The organism is Limisalsivibrio acetivorans (assembly GCF_000421105.1).
Lineage (GTDB): Bacteria > Chrysiogenota > Deferribacteres > Deferribacterales > Geovibrionaceae > Limisalsivibrio > Limisalsivibrio acetivorans.
The window spans coordinates 610,443-625,274 of sequence record NZ_ATWF01000001.1; the positions used below are offsets into that span (position 1 = coordinate 610,443).

The 14,832-nt window shown below is 49.3% G+C and carries 12 protein-coding genes; 3 read left to right on the plus strand and 9 right to left on the minus strand.

The features are described 5' to 3' along the window. Positions 1-36: 36 nt before the first annotated feature. The 9 genes from K300_RS0102900 to K300_RS0102940 all read right to left on the minus strand — a co-directional run bounded on the left by K300_RS0102900 (position 37) and on the right by K300_RS0102940 (position 9,811). Complete coding sequence (locus tag K300_RS0102900; RefSeq protein ID WP_022850163.1) at positions 37-2,334, minus strand: endonuclease MutS2; 2,298 nt, start codon at positions 2,332-2,334, stop codon at positions 37-39. Continuing rightward, positions 2,318-3,091: a CvpA family protein gene (locus tag K300_RS14355; RefSeq protein ID WP_022850164.1), complete on the minus strand. Its 774-nt coding sequence runs from the start codon at positions 3,089-3,091 to the stop codon at positions 2,318-2,320. The genes K300_RS0102900 and K300_RS14355 overlap by 17 nt, the downstream gene beginning before the upstream one ends. Continuing rightward, a complete protein-coding gene (locus K300_RS0102910; protein ID WP_022850165.1) occupies positions 3,078-3,530 on the minus strand; it encodes a GatB/YqeY domain-containing protein in 453 nt (150 codons plus the stop codon). Before K300_RS0102910 ends, K300_RS14355 begins: the two co-directional genes overlap by 14 nt. Before the next feature lies 1 nt (position 3,531). Further along, on the minus strand, positions 3,532-4,038 hold the full coding sequence (locus K300_RS0102915; RefSeq protein ID WP_022850166.1) for a cob(I)yrinic acid a,c-diamide adenosyltransferase: 507 nt from the start codon (positions 4,036-4,038) through the stop codon (positions 3,532-3,534). Beyond that, the gene (gene pfkA / locus K300_RS0102920) at positions 4,038-5,000 is read right to left on the minus strand and encodes a 6-phosphofructokinase (protein WP_022850167.1); all 963 of its coding nucleotides are present in this window, start codon (positions 4,998-5,000) and stop codon (positions 4,038-4,040) included. Before pfkA ends, K300_RS0102915 begins: the two co-directional genes overlap by 1 nt. 27 nt (positions 5,001-5,027) lie before the next feature. Further along, positions 5,028-5,708: a 7-cyano-7-deazaguanine synthase QueC gene (queC, locus tag K300_RS0102925; protein ID WP_022850168.1), complete on the minus strand. Its 681-nt coding sequence runs from the start codon at positions 5,706-5,708 to the stop codon at positions 5,028-5,030. A gap of 18 nt (positions 5,709-5,726) precedes the next feature. Then, positions 5,727-7,739, minus strand: coding sequence for a CHASE2 domain-containing protein (locus K300_RS0102930; RefSeq protein ID WP_022850169.1), 2,013 nt, complete (start codon positions 7,737-7,739; stop codon positions 5,727-5,729). A 90-nt stretch (positions 7,740-7,829) separates the two neighbouring features. After that, positions 7,830-8,939 carry a hypothetical protein gene (locus K300_RS0102935; RefSeq protein ID WP_022850170.1) on the minus strand — a complete coding sequence of 370 codons (1,110 nt, stop codon included), beginning with the start codon at positions 8,937-8,939 and terminating at the stop codon, positions 7,830-7,832. A 17-nt stretch (positions 8,940-8,956) separates the two neighbouring features. Continuing rightward, the gene (locus K300_RS0102940) at positions 8,957-9,811 is read right to left on the minus strand and encodes a hypothetical protein (protein ID WP_022850171.1); all 855 of its coding nucleotides are present in this window, start codon (positions 9,809-9,811) and stop codon (positions 8,957-8,959) included. A 209-nt stretch (positions 9,812-10,020) separates the two neighbouring features. Between K300_RS0102940 and K300_RS0102945 the strand changes: the two genes are divergently transcribed. The 3 genes from K300_RS0102945 to scpC all read left to right on the plus strand — a co-directional run bounded on the left by K300_RS0102945 (position 10,021) and on the right by scpC (position 13,763). Continuing rightward, a complete protein-coding gene (locus tag K300_RS0102945; RefSeq protein WP_022850172.1) occupies positions 10,021-11,091 on the plus strand; it encodes a radical SAM/SPASM domain-containing protein in 1,071 nt (356 codons plus the stop codon). A gap of 299 nt (positions 11,092-11,390) precedes the next feature. After that, the gene (locus tag K300_RS0102950; protein WP_022850173.1) at positions 11,391-12,176 is read left to right on the plus strand and encodes a nitrilase-related carbon-nitrogen hydrolase; all 786 of its coding nucleotides are present in this window, start codon (positions 11,391-11,393) and stop codon (positions 12,174-12,176) included. Positions 12,177-12,203: 27 nt separating this feature from the next. Beyond that, positions 12,204-13,763, plus strand: coding sequence for a succinyl-CoA:acetate CoA-transferase ScpC (gene scpC, locus K300_RS0102955; RefSeq protein ID WP_022850174.1), 1,560 nt, complete (start codon positions 12,204-12,206; stop codon positions 13,761-13,763). Positions 13,764-14,832: the final 1,069 nt, after the last annotated feature.

Sequence of the window (14,832 nt, forward strand, 5' to 3'; positions counted from 1 at the left end):
AAAGCCTCTCTCGCCCCCGCTTCTTACCTGAGCGGATCAAAGGCTTACAACGGTAACCGCCTGCCCGCCTTCCCCTTGGGGTGCTACCTGGTAGCTCTTCACCCTGGGGTCATTGCGCATGAACTCGTGGAGCCCCTTTCGAAGCTGGCCGGATCCCCTGCCGTGGACAACGTATATCTTATCCCTGCCGCTTAAAACGGAATCGTCGAGGAACTTGTCGAGCATATCGCACCCCTCCTCCACACGTTTACCCACCAGCACAAGCTCCATGCGCTGTTCGGGAGAAGCACTGCCGGAAATCTTGACATCCTTTATCTTCTCTTCCTGCTCTATCTTCTTCCCCACAAGCTCCGAGCGCTTTATCTTAACCCTGATACCCCCCATGTCGATATAGGCGTTGTTTGAATCAAGCTCCAGAACCTTGCCTGTCTTGTCGTATTTATCGAGATGGATAACATCCCCCTCCTGAATATCACGGACGGGCTTCTTCTTGCTTTCAAGCTTCTTGAGCCTGCCCCCCGCTTTCTCGAGATCGGCATCAATATCCTTCTCTTTCCCCTTGCCGGGCTTCTCCTTTGCAAGACGTCTACCCTTCTCCAGAAGCCTGTACGCCTCCTCCAGAAGCTCGCTTTCCTTCTTCTCAAGGCGTTTCTTAAGCTCCCTTTCACGCTCCTCAATAACGGCCTCACGCTCCAGAACCTTCAGCTGGCGGTTTCTGACACTCTCCCGCTCACGCAGGAGCTCCGCACGGAGGGTATTAACCTCCTCAAGCCCAAGCTCTATGCTGTCCTGCTGGGATTCAATGATCTCCTCGGAACGCTTTATCACCTCATCGGGAAAGCCGAGGCGACGGCTTATAAGTATGGGGTCGGATTTCCCGGCAACTCCTTTCAGCAGGCTGTATCTTGGCTCAAACTCCTTATAATCGAATTCAACGGCAAAAACAGCCGAGTCATCCCTGCTGAGGGCGAAGTTCTTCATATCCGCAAAGTGGGTTGTTACAAACACCCTGACACCCCTGCTAAGGAGCATCTCGCATATGGATACCGCAAGGGCTGCACCCTCTCTGGGCTCTGTGCCTGTACCGAGCTCATCCATAAGTACGAGTGAACCCGATCCGGCGGCCTCCAGTATATCCCGGATATTTACCATATGGGATGAGAAGGTGGAGAGGTCCATAACGAGGGACTGCTTATCGCCAATATCGGCTAGAACGTCACCTGTTTCATACATATCCGCCTCTTTGCCGAACAGCGGCAGGCCGCAGGAGGCGATGATATGGTTAAGACCAAGGGACTTCAGGGCGGCTGTCTTCCCCCCTGTGTTGGGCCCTGTGACCACACCCAGATTCTGCCCCGGCTCCATCTCTATATCCAGCGGAACAGATTCACTCCCCTTCTCAAGGAATATGATCGGATGGTGCACCTTCTTCATCCTCAGCCTGTCGCCGAAGGAGGGGAAGCAGTGGGGGCGTTCCTTATAGAAAAGAGCTGTCTCAAGACGGAACATAACCTCGGTGTAGTTCTCTACAGTAAGGCGTATCTCTTTGCTGTGCCTGTTTATCTCTGTGATAATAGAGGCGATTATGCGTGAAATCTCATTACGCTCATCCGCCATGAGTTCGTGGTGGGAGTTATTCAGCTGGACAGTGGAGGAGGGCTCCACAAAGAAGGTCTGTCCGCTTGCGGAGCGATCGTGTACGATACCCTGTATATACTGACGAAAATTACCCTTACAGGGGATGGTAAAGCGACCGCTCCGTTCTGTTACAACAGTTTCCTGAACGAACTTATCCGCATCTCTGCTGAAGATAACGGAGTTGAGGCTCTTGTTTATATCCTTTTTAATCTTTTTAAGATCGCTTCGAATACTCGAAAGCTTTGGGGATGCGTTATCCTTGATCTCACCTTTTTCGCTGACAACATCATCTATCTCATCGCTTATCCTTGTGAGCGCATATATGTTGCTGAGATACCTCTTAAGATGCTTCGCCTCCCACTCGTGGAGGGTGGCCTTAACGTATCTCGCCTGCTTAAGAAATTCCGAGAAGGTGAGCATCTCCTGCGGTTCATAGAACGAGAGGGGATCATCGAGTTTCTTATACACCTCGACGAAGTCCTCATCCCGCATACGCTCAAGGGGTGAGTTTTTTACAAAATCCAGAGCCTCGGCCATCTCTTCCTGCATTGCAGAAAGATCCTGACTGTCTCTTATGACCGTGAGCTTCTCCAGCCTCTGCCTTGAGAAGGAAGAGACGAAGGAACCGCCCAGATAATCTTTAAATAGGGGGAACTCAAGGGTTTCTGAATGGGACATATCAGTTCTTAGGCTCATCCGGTGCGAGGAGTTTTTCCACGAGCGCATCCTTCTCCTCATCGGAGAGATTCTCGATGCTCTTCATAAGCTCTTCCTTGGACTGCTCCGCCTTCTCACCAGCCTTCTCTTTGATATCAGCACCTGTCTCTGCTGCGGCGTCCCTTATATCCTCAAACTGCTTACCCGTCTTCTCCTTAACACGCTCAAGGGTTTCATTGATATTGTCTCCCTTGAACATATCAGCGGGCTTCAGATCGATCTCCATATCCCTCTTAAAGGGGTTCACGTTGCCGTCTCCGGGGATACGGCTGAGAAGATCGTATATAACGGGATTGGCCTTAACGAGGGTCGAGGCCACGGGTGATTCGTCCACCACCTTCACAAACTTGTAATCATCGGGGAGGAAGGAGATAAGCGCTCCGAGTATAACGGTTATAATAACAGCGGACTTAAGACCGCCAAACACAAGACCACCGCCACGGTTCACCCCGCTCATCTTAACATCCTTGAGGATGCGGGAGATGAAAACGGAGACGATCATGATAAGCAGATAGGCCACGATGAAGACGATAACAAAACCGATGGCGTTTATCGCCCTCTCGCTTATCTCAAGGGAGCGGAATAGCGAACCCACGTCGCTGTCAAACTTAAAGGCGAGAAGATAACCACCCACTATGGCGATTACTCCGAATACTTCATGGACCAGACCCTTAAAAAGACCTCTAAGGGCGAAGATCCCGATTATTGTAAGTATTACAATATCAATTATTCCCATCAAACGCTTCCCTTACAAGCTGATTAACTACTTTGCCATCCGCTTTGCCGGCGGTTTTCTGCATAACTTCCTTCATAACCCTGCCGAACTGGCTTTTATCAGAGGTGTCCACACCCTTGCACGCCTCGGCTATGATACCCCGAACCTCCTCCTCGCCCATCTGCTCGGGCATGTATTTCTCGAGGACGGCAACTTCGGCAAGCTCTTTCTCTGCAAGCTCAGGCCTGTTCGCCTCGGAATACTGGGCGGCGGAATCCTTGCGCTTCTTAATAGCGGAGGCAACGACCTTCTGTACGGCGGCATCATCCAGATCCACACGGTCGTTTATCTCAACATTCTTTATCTCAGAGCGGAGCATACGAACAGCATCCAGAGCGGTTTTGTTCTTCTCCCTCATAAAGGTTTTCATATCTTCGTTTATCTGATCCTTAAGGCTCATCCTACTCTTCCTCCTTCTCAAGCACCCTTGCGAGCATGAAAAGCATGTCCGACAGTCTGTTAACGTATTTTCGGACAGCGGGATTAAAATTATCATATCCGGAGACAGTAATCAATCTCCTTTCATAGCGCCTCGCAACGGTTCTGCAGATATCCGCCTTCGAGGCCTTAAGGTTCCCAGAGGGTATTATAAACGCCTTGAGCTCGCCGTAGAACTCCTCGAACTCCGCCGTTTTCTCCTCAAGGAAGGATATATCGCTTTCACTAACGGAAAACTTCTCCCTCTGCTCACCCTTTGTGGCCACATGGGCGTTAAGGGTAAAGATCGTCTTCTGTACCCTGAGGATAGTATCCGCATGCTCAACACACCGCAGTCTCAGTTCGCCCAGATGGGAAACAAGCTCATCGCCTGTTCCTACAGCCTCCATGAGTGCGTCGTCCTTTCTAACCCTTTCTCCGGAATAGAGGGATGTTTCCCCTCCGTCTCCGCCCTTCGTTGTAACAGACATCAGTGGCTCAAATCCTCCGCAATCTTCATAAGTCGCTCATCAAGCTGGCGTGTATTGCCAAGCACCTCTTCAAAGGGGATAAACTCGATATTTTTGTTCACAAGGGCTGTCATAACCCCTGTTTTCCCCTCCATAAGACCCTCAACCGCCGCCGCACCCATACGAGTGGCAAGCATACGGTCGAACACAGTGGGGCTTCCACCCCTTTGAAGGTGCCCCAGCACCATTATCCTTGTATCGAAACCACCCATCATCTGGAGGGTCTTACCAAAGTCGTGGGCGGAACCAACACCCTCTGCTATGAGGATTATGCTCCTTGTTTTCCCCTCTTCGTAACGCTTACGAATCTTCTCAAGGATGCTCTCCAGGTCGAAGGGGATCTCAGGGATAAGAGCCGCCTCCGCACCTCCGGCGATGGCCGCCGTTAATGCAAGATATCCGCAGTTCCTTCCCATAACCTCGACCATGAAGGTTCTATCATGGGAGGAGGCGGTATCGTTGATGGTGTCAATGGCGTGGATAATGTTGTTAAGTGCAGTATCAACGCCTATGGATATGTTAGTACCGTATATGTCGTTATCGATGGAGCCGGGGATGCCTATTACCTTATATCCGTATTCATCCTCAAGAACCTTTGCACCTGTGAGAGAGCCGTCCCCTCCGATTACCACAAGGGCCTCGATATCATGCTTCTTAAGGTTCTGCACACCCTTCTCACGCCCCTCCTTCGTCTTAAACTCCAGACATCGGGCACTTCTAAGGAAGGTTCCCCCTCTGTAGATGGTGTTTGAAACATCCTTGCTTTCAAGCAGGCGCATCTTATCCTGTATAATCCCTTTGTACCCCTGCTCTATTCCAAAGACTTCGATATCGTTGGCTATTCCAGTCCTAACTACACTGCGGATAGCCGCATTCATGCCGGGGCTGTCACCCCCGCTTGTCATCACTGCAATCCTTTTCATATCTAACCCCGTTATTTCGGTATTATTCTATCCAGGCCGTTTTGCATACTCTATGGGATCCTCGTAGCCAGCTTCCTGGAAGCCCCTGAGCCTCAGCAGACAGCTGTCGCACTCTCCGCAAGCCCTCTCCTCACTCTTGTAGCATGACCATGAAAGGTGCAGAGGCGCATTAAGATCCATACCCAGCTTAACTATATCCTTTTTACGAAGGTTTATCAGCGGAGTTTCAATACTTATTTTTGTATCCGGCCTTGTACCCTGGTCTATGGCTCTCTCAAAGGCATCGTAGAAGCTCTTACGGCAGTCGGGATACCCGCTGCCATCCTCCTCCACAGCCCCTATAAAAAGGGCATCCGCCCTCAAAACCTCCGCCCAGCTGGCGGCGATGGAGAGGATATTTGCATTACGGAAGGGTACATATGTTGAAGGGACACCCTCACGCTCAAGCTCCCCTTTCTCTACAGCCATGTCATCATCGGTGAGCGAAGAGCCCCCAATCTCTTTGAGATAGCTTATGTCCACAACGAGCTTTGCGCTCACATTAAAATGGGCACAGAGATCCATAAATGCCCTGTACTCCCTGTCCTCGGTACGCTGACCGTAGTTTATATGAAGGAAGTAAAGCTCATATTCCTCAGCCGCCACAGCGGATGTGACACAGCTGTCCATGCCGCCGCTCACGAGAACCACAGCCTTTTTCTTCTGCATATCTTTTGCTCCTGAAATTTACTTTGTTTTGAGGGTAAAAACCCCGTCCCAATCCTCCGGCGGGGGTTCCTCCATGAACAGCCTGCATCTCTCAACAAAGACCTGCGAGGTTCTGTCACCTAAATCATCGCCCAGGCTCCGAAACTTCTTCAGAGCAGAGTTGAAGTCCTTACTGTAATAGAGTTCGAGGGCTTTTTCAAACCGTTCCTTGATCTCTCTGTTGTTACCCTCATCCTCCATCGGTTCAAATATCTCCACAGGCTTAACCTTACCCTTAACAAGCACCCTGTCAAGCCTGCGGATGAGGAACGGATGGCTCAGCTTAGCCATGGTGAACTCGCTGATAACTATCCTCGTTTTATATTGCTTGCAAAGCCCCTCAAGACGGGAGGCAAGGTTAACACTGTCGCCGATGGCGGTATACTCAAAGCGCACGCGGGAACCCATATTACCAACTACCACCGTACCGGTATTGATACCCACACCCACATCCACAACGGGTATCCCCTCCTTCTCAAACTCCGCATTTATCCCCTTAAGACACCTTATAAGCTCAAGGGCGGAGAGGACAGCCTTATCCGGATGGTCCTCCACATCAACAGGAGTGTTGAAAAGCGCCATCATCGCATCGCCGATATACTTATCGAGCATGCCTCTGTTGTTGAGGATAACGTTGGTCATTGGATCGAGGAGCCTGTTCAGCATCGATACCAGAGCTGTGGGGGTAAGGCTCTCGGATAGGGTTGTGAAGCCACGTATATCAGAAAACAGTACGGATATCTCACGTTCCTGACCGCCAAGCTCGAGCCCTTCAGGATTGCTGAGAATCTCCTCCACAAGCTCGGGGGAGACGTAGGAACCGAAGGCCTTCTTCACCTCGAGAGCCTCCATCTCGGATTTAAAGAATGCAAAACCCTCAAGGGTAACCATAAACAATATGGGAGGAATGGTGAAATAAAACTCCCGAAGCCATATGAATTCTGAGAAAAAGAGGGAATAGGAGACAAATCCCGCCATGACGATTATAAAGAAGTCCAGAAGCCAGCGCATATACTGCTTCTTATAGAAGCTTACGAGGAATATAAGCAGAAGAACTCCGACGATAAGAGCCATATCAAGAAGAGGCGCCGTCCTTATTATATGGTCCTTGAGAAGGTTGCTTATTGCCGCATAGTGAAGCGACACACCGGGCGTTATGGGGCTCTGGGGGGTTGGGCGCATATCGTAGACCCCCACCTCTGTAACGCCCACTACTACAATCTTATCCTGGAAAAATTCAGGCTTAACCTTGCCCGAGTAAACGTCATAGGCCGATATATATGTAACATCATCATAGAAATTCAGTTTGAAATACGACTGATCCTCAATCACCGTATCACCCAGCTTGAAGTAGTCCACACCCTCACTGTCCAGAACCATCTCACTGTCCTGATTGAGGTAATAACGCAAAGTCTGTACGGCAATGGGAGGGAACAGCATCCCTTTGTGGATATACGAGAGGGGATAACGCCTGTATACTCCGTCCGTATCCGCCTCGGTATTGAAGAAAGCACAGGTAAGCCCGGAGTCGGCGATTATGGGTATATTCACCTCGGCATTCGGGAACTCCTTAACGCCTACCGTTTCATCGGCAAGCTCGAAGTTCATATAGGCACAGTCTTCCAGATAGTACAAAGCCTGCTCAGTAGTTTTCTGGGTAGCGTTATCCCGCAGGAAGAAACCGAGGATAACGTTGTCCATATCGTAGATCTGCTCCGCAAGGTATTCATCCCTCAAAGCCTCGGATTCCTCTGAGAAAACAATATCAAGGGCCACAATCTGAGCTTCGGAAAGGTTTGCGAATGTATCTGCGATGATATCCCTGCGCCAGGGCCACCTGCCGAGGAGGTTTACGCTCACCTCATCAACGGTAACGATAACCATATCCTCATAGGGCTTCGGCGACATCCCGAGGGCGGAGCGTACTCCGAACTTGGAGTCCTCAAGGCCAAGGGCAAAACGATCCACAAAGGAGGGTTTGAATTGATACATAGAGAGGCACAGCACCGTAAACAACAAGAAGACGATGAAACGATACCCCAGCAAAAAGGATTTAAGCCTCTCCATAGGTTCTATGCTCCCCTAGTAAACCTCGCTCACGACTATCTCATAGTCTGAAAATCTCTCTACCTTATACTTAGGCTTACTATTAAGTGCTGCTGCAAGGTAAAGAGCCTTCTCAGGATAAACAGCCATGAGCGTATCCATCCCCTGCTCCTTCACCTCAAGCACCCAGCTTGTATAGTTAAGGACCTGCTTAAGATCCATAAGCTTCTTCAGGTCCGCCTTCCCTGTGAGGCGAACGGTTACTGTACGGTTGTTGATCCCCTTTATCTTCTCCATCACTATACCCACAAGCTGACCCGCAACCCTGTCACGAAGGTTCTCGGTCATCCGGAATGTGGCATCGGCCAGAGAACTCCCCTGCCCTCTTACGGGAAGGTATCCACTGGCGAGTATCACACTGCGTCCATCCTTCTCGGTGAGGAGCCTGTAGGTTAGCCTTCCAGTAACAACATTATAGGGGAGCTTAACACCATAGCCGATGTCCGAACCCTCGCTGGCGGTGGTGCTTGTCTCCACCTTACCCACAAGTATTGTACCCGAAAGATACTTCTGGGCGAGGGAGCGAAGGCTCATGTAGTCGTTGTTTCTCATTGCAGTCTCAAGCTCCGAAGCGCCTACACCCTCACCTGTGGAGGCTATATCAACAACCTCCATCTCTCTGGTAATAAGCTCATTGATAACCGTTTCAGATAGCGCTGTGGTTTCCTCCACACGCCCGTCAGGGAAGCTTACAGGGAGAAGAACCGCAATGGATGTGTTCTTTGCAAGAACGCCCATGGCCTCCTTTGCCTTTGTCTCCTCCACAACCGCTTTGACCATAACCCTGTATATGGAGCCATCCTGCTGTTCCCCGGTTACCTCATAGCTTTTGACAACACCCTGAACCTCTGTCTTTATCGCCTCATCCACAAGGACAGCGTTCTGGATAATCGTATCCGCCTTAACCTTCATACCGGCGGCCTCTTCAAGGGCGGCCCACTTTGCTCTGGCAACGGCCTTTATCCTCGCCTCGGAGACATCTCCATTAAGGATATCAGCCTCACCTATGGCGGAGACCTCCTTCACAGCTGCAAAGGATACGGCGGAGAGAGCCATAATTATAATGATAATAATCAGTTTTTTCATTTCACACCTCAAGAGTTCTAATCCCTGTAGTTAAATACAAAATACACCGGCGCATCGCTGTTTTCTGCCAGAATCCGGCTGATTTCAAGGGCGTCTGTATAAGTAAGCACAGCGTCTGTGTAACGCTGAACCTCTTTAACCTTTGCCGTAAAAGGCTTTCTGCACCCTGCACCTATAAGCGAAGAGACAGCATCTGTTACGTTAAACGTATATACCGGCGTAGTCGAATCTTCCCCGGGCATCCAAACCAGCTCACCCGTATTGGAGAGTACCCTGTTCAGGATAGCCGGAACGAAGCTGTACCCACCCGTATCAACTATTATACATCCATAATCGGAGAGTATCGGATCCGCCTCCGGATTAAAGGGGGGAACCTTCTGTTCATCTGGTACCGGTTCATGATCAAGGATCTCCTTACGGAGATCCTCAAACGGGATCTCCATGCAGAAATACCCCTTCTTGTCCCCCTGAGAGAAATTCATGTGCGTCCCTTCACAGGGTTCAGCTCTCTCTAGATATTCAGTAAATAAGACTGCAAACTCAGGGTTTCTGGATTCCAACTCCTGTATACCGGAGAAGCCCATCAGAGGAAAGTCGAGCAGGTCGGTACGTATCCGTCTGCGGGCATCAAGCTTGGCTCTGGAAACGGCATAATACCTGGGGAGTCCGTCCCTTGACTCTCCTATAACCCGAAGCTTCCCCGTATTAAGCACCTCGTGGAAACGGCTTATCTCCTCAGGAAGCTCACCCTTTTGGAGAACCTTCTTCTCGGTAATAACCATCTCCGGCTCTGCTGCATCGGTGTTATCGGCACAGAACCCGGATACAGATGTGAACAGTATGATTAGGAAACAAATTGCCAGAAACCGCATCAACCCCCCTCGCCTGTAAGGTATTGTCATACAGAGTTTACCCTTTGGCAGGGATACTCTCAAGGCAAAAGTAACAATGGACAAAAAAGCTGCTGAGGCGCAGAAGGTGTCCTAATAATTTTTACAGGGGATAACGCAGTGTTTGGGTAGGAAAAATATTGCCCTTTTCCCATAGTTGTTTATTATACCCCGATAAGCGAGGTAGACAAATGAGCAATAAATGGGAACTTAAGTGGATGGCGTGGGAGATCACGAGAAAGTGCAACCTTAACTGTGTACACTGCCGCTCCTCCTCATCTATAGAATCCGCCGAAGGTGCCCTTACCTTCGACAAATGCAAAAGCCTGATGGACGAAATATCCGAATTCGCAAAACCGGTAATAGTTCTCTCCGGCGGCGAACCCCTTCTCCGCAAGGATGTTTTTGATATAGCTACATACGGCACAGAGAAAGGCTTCCGCATGGCCATGGCAACAAACGGCATGCTTGTGGATGACGAGGTCTGTGAGAACATTAAGAAATCCGGGATAAAGATAGTATCCCTAAGCCTTGATGGGCCCACTGCGGAGATCCACGATGATTTCCGGGGGGATGCAGGCTCCTACGATGGTGTTATGAGGGCTTCCGAGCTCTTCAATAAGCACGGCATACCATTCATCATCAACTCATCCTTTACCAAAAGGAATCAGGCCTATATAGAGGAGACCTACAAGCTCGGCAAAAAGCTCGGTGCTACGGCATGGTATATGTTCCTCATCGTCCCCACAGGCAGGGGGGAAGAGGTGATGAAAGAGCTTGTATCCAAAGAGGACTACGAGGATATCCTGAACTGGCACTACGATATGGAGCGTCAGGAGGAAGATATCATGGTACGCCCCACCTGCGCACCACAGTATTACAGGATCTGGAATGAACGCAGTAAGGAGGAGGGGAAGGATACAGAAAGACGCAACCTCTCCTTCGGAACAGGGGGAGGCAAAGGTTGCATCGCAGCCCAGAAGATATGCCTAGTCAACTTCGAAGGGGATGTGTACCCCTGCTCATACTTTCCCCTTGCGGCGGGCAACGTCTTTGAACAGCCCCTCAAGGAGATCTGGGAGAACTCAAAGCTATTCAACGATATACGTAACTTCAAGGACTACGAGGGGAAATGCGGTTCATGCAAATTCCTCGGTGTATGCGGAGGATGCCGTGCACGCTCCTATGCGGTTACAGGCTCATATATGGAAGAGGAGCCCTTCTGCGATTACATCCCCCAGAACTACGGCGCATGCAAGTAGCAAAAATATAATAAACATCATCGACAGCCCCCTCCAGCCAACGAGGGGGCTTTTTTTATATCTACGTTTTTAAATCCCCTCCCCTTCCCTGGATAAAGGCCCCTAATACTGTTCAGTAGAAGGGTGTTCCATAACTTTTTTGCTCTATTATTAAGTTCCGTTCTGTTATTTGAATCCAAATTAATCCTTATAACACAAGTGCGTCCGTACGGTGTTAATTAATTTCAGTTATCTTTTACTGAACTGCTTGACATGGTTCAAATTCTGTTTTATTATGCCTTGCACTTAAGAGAGGTAGCATGAAGATAGTATCGATTCAGCTTCCCGTACATCTTGGTGATGTGGAAGCAAACAAAAAAACCTTTCTTGGAAAATTGCCGGAAGTTATTGGTGATGAACCGTCTATTATCATCTTTCCCGAGATGTGGGTTTCCGGTTTCGATTACGAAAGGCTTTTGGAATTCTCTACGAAAACCGACGAGATCTGCAGGGAAATAAGCTCTCAGCTTAACCAAAACTCCCTTGTCATCTCTGCGATGCCCGAGGGAATTTATAACAAGGTTTACAACACGATCTACGCCGTTTCATCGAAGGGTGTTGAGGCCAAATATAGAAAGAACTTCCTCTTCAGCCCGCTGGGCGAGAACAAGTATATAGAGAGAGGGAAAGGGGTTTCCGTTTTTGAATTCAACGGAGCAAAGATAGGCCTTCAGGTCTGCTACGAGATACGCTTCCCCGAGCTTTTCAGAACAAGCGCCTTCGCAGGGGCCGAACTGATATGCGTTCCCGCCATCTGGCCGGAGATGAAGAAGAACCACTGGCTCACCCTGCTAAAGGCCAGAGCTGTTGAAAACCAGTGCTATATCGCAGGCTGCAACACCAGCGTTATGCACACCCGCAAGAAGGATATGGAATGCGGATACTCCGTTACATGGGACCCATGGGGCGAAGCCGCATATGAGCCTGTCTCAGGTGAAGGGGTTTTCATATCAGAGTTCGACCCCGAAAAGGTGCGGGATATCAGAAAGAAGATACCAAGCTTTGAAGACGCAAAGAAAGCATTCACAATAAAAAGAAAAGATTAGTCAATTAAACGACATAAGGAGGAAAGCATGTCTGAACTTTTAAAAAGGGTTCGCGATAAGAGCCTTCACAACCTCATCATGAAGCCTGAGGAGACTATCAAGTTCTTCGCAGACGCTGACAACAGAGTAATGGACCTCGGATGGTCAGGCTTCACACCCGTGGGATATCCCAAGGTTGTACCCATAGCTCTTGCTGATCACGTAGAGAAAAACAACCTTCAGGGTAAGTGGAAGTTCAACCTTTTCATCGGTGCATCCGTTGGTGCTGAAACCGAGGACAGGTGGGCAACCCTCGACATGATCGACAGAAGATGGCCCTATCAGACCGGCAAAAACATCGGTAAAGGTATCAACAGCGGAAAAATCAGAATGGGAGATAAACACCTCTCTATGTTCGCTCAGGACCTCAGGTACGGCTTCTATACAAAAGACAGAGGCGGCAAGCTTGACGTAGCCCTTATCGAAGCAACCGGAATAACCGAGGACGGAAACATTATCCTTGCTGGTTCAGTTGGTGCTGCTCCTGAAATCGTAGATATCGCAGACAAGATAATCGTGGAGATCAACACAAGCATACCTTCCCTTGAGGGAATGCACGACATCTTCTCCACAGACCTTCCCCCCTACAGGAAGATCATCCCCGTTACAGATGTTAAGCAGAGAATCGGTACCCCCTGGGTCCCCACCGACAAGAGCAAGATCGTTGCTATCGTTGAATCAGACATGCCCGATAACGGACGTGCGCTCCGTGGTACCGATGATGTAGCTCAGGCCATCGCAGACAACATCGTAGATTTCTTCAAGGACGAAGTTAATGCAGGACGTCTTCCTAATAACCTTCTTCCCCTTCAGTCCGGTGTTGGTTCCATCGCAAACGCAGTTGTGGGCGGCCTCACAGCCTCACCCTTCGAAGACCTCGTAGTTTTCACAGAGGTTCTTCAGGATACATTCCTCCCCTTCCTCGATTCAGGAAAGTGCAAGTACATTAACTGTACATCTCTGTCACTCTCCAACGAAGGTTTCAAAGAGTGGTGGGAGAAGTTCGATAAGTATAAGGACATGGTTCTCATGAGACCTCAGCAGATCTCCAACAACCCTGAGCTCATCAGAAGGCTCGGCGTTATCGGTATGAACACGCCCCTCGAGTTCGACATGTATGCCCACGCAAACTCTACCTGCGCAGGCGGTACAAGGATGCTTAACGGTATCGGCGGTTCCGGAGACTTCGAGCGTAACGCTTACATCTCCATCATGCACTGCCCCTCCGTTCGTCCTTCCAAGACAGACGAATTCGGTATCACAGGCGTTGTTCCCAAGGTTCCCCATGTGGACCACACCGAGGCGGACATCGATGTTCTCGTTACCGAGCAGGGACTCGCAGACCTTCGTGGACTTGCTCCCAAGGACAGAGCGAGAGAGATCATCAACAAGTGTGCTCACCCCACTTACAAAGAGTACCTTATGGACTACCTCGAGCGTGCTGAGAAGGCTACCGGCTATCACCATGAGCCCCACCTTCTTGATGAGTGCTACAAGCTCCACCTCAGCCTCGCAGAAAACGGAACTATGCGTTTCTGGGAGAAGTAATAACTTAGAGTTCTATCCGGCAAAGTTGGCAATACAGCAAAAGGGGCCCTGTCTTCGGACAGGGTCTTTTTAATTAAGCTATGGCGTATTAATCTGGAAAATTCATCATCCTGACTCTATCTATGGAATTTCCAGGGTCTGATTCTATGTATGGAATTTCCCATCCATGGAAATTCCATTATTGTTCGGGCATGGAAACCCTGCCCTCTCGCACTTCCGGCTACGTCAGACCAGCAAAGCTGTTCTTCCTCTCGCCTTCAGAGCCAACATCCATGTTGGACTTAATTTATCTGGGAAATTCATCATCCTGAGAATTTCCCTGCCGCTACACTTGGCAAAGCCTTCGCTCCGCTTACTTCCGTTACAGAATATGAAGCATAGCTCCATATTCTTCACTTCAGGGCTTCCATCCCTGGAAGCCTGTTGCGTATCAACCTTAATAATTATCTTTCAAATGGATTTTAAAGGGGATAGTTTTTCCTACAATTTCCCAGGTTAATCACAACGCAGACCATTATAAAGTATGCTGTCACGTGCCCGGTGCGAGCAAAACAAAGTACCCCGTGTGGATCTGTTTGATCAGTAGTCATACATTCGACCATGTAGTTGTTGCGTCCACGTCCCTTTCTTCTCCTCCCCGAATGTTTTACAGCCGAATGAGCTCTTTTGGAACCGCCCGGAAGTTTTGGCCGCACATGACAGGCCGATTAGGCAGTTTGGATGTACAGCAGTACGCATGAAGTGCGGTTACACTCCTCAGCATCAGCAAAACTTCAGGTGGAAAAAGAGTGAAATGAGGGCACCGCCATCACTTACGAATTTATGATAATAAATGAGTAATAATGGTGGCTTAAAAACCCTGAGGGAATAGTTTTGCATACTTTTGCGCCAAAAGTATGGCATGCTTTAGCACGAAGACAAATAAATTAGTGACTTATTTCTAGTTTGAGTATGTATATAAAAGACTAAGGGGAAATTTTTAGGGAACAAAGTTCCCCACACCCCTTAAAAACTCCTTTATCTATCTGAATAATTTCCCGTCCATGGAAATTATTCTGCCGTTCGAAGA

Coding starts and splice junctions, on each gene's coding strand:
- K300_RS0102900 (WP_022850163.1), bottom strand. CDS start 2,334: ATGAGCCTAAGAACTGATATGTCCCATTCAGAAACCCTTGAGTTCCCC.
- K300_RS14355 (WP_022850164.1), bottom strand. CDS start 3,091: ATGGGAATAATTGATATTGTAATACTTACAATAATCGGGATCTTCGCC.
- K300_RS0102910 (WP_022850165.1), bottom strand. CDS start 3,530: ATGAGCCTTAAGGATCAGATAAACGAAGATATGAAAACCTTTATGAGG.
- K300_RS0102915 (WP_022850166.1), bottom strand. CDS start 4,038: ATGTCTGTTACAACGAAGGGCGGAGACGGAGGGGAAACATCCCTCTAT.
- pfkA (WP_022850167.1), bottom strand. CDS start 5,000: ATGAAAAGGATTGCAGTGATGACAAGCGGGGGTGACAGCCCCGGCATG.
- queC (WP_022850168.1), bottom strand. CDS start 5,708: ATGCAGAAGAAAAAGGCTGTGGTTCTCGTGAGCGGCGGCATGGACAGC.
- K300_RS0102930 (WP_022850169.1), bottom strand. CDS start 7,739: ATGTATCAATTCAAACCCTCCTTTGTGGATCGTTTTGCCCTTGGCCTT.
- K300_RS0102935 (WP_022850170.1), bottom strand. CDS start 8,939: ATGAAAAAACTGATTATTATCATTATAATTATGGCTCTCTCCGCCGTA.
- K300_RS0102940 (WP_022850171.1), bottom strand. CDS start 9,811: ATGCGGTTTCTGGCAATTTGTTTCCTAATCATACTGTTCACATCTGTA.
- K300_RS0102945 (WP_022850172.1), top strand. CDS start 10,021: ATGAGCAATAAATGGGAACTTAAGTGGATGGCGTGGGAGATCACGAGA.
- K300_RS0102950 (WP_022850173.1), top strand. CDS start 11,391: ATGAAGATAGTATCGATTCAGCTTCCCGTACATCTTGGTGATGTGGAA.
- scpC (WP_022850174.1), top strand. CDS start 12,204: ATGTCTGAACTTTTAAAAAGGGTTCGCGATAAGAGCCTTCACAACCTC.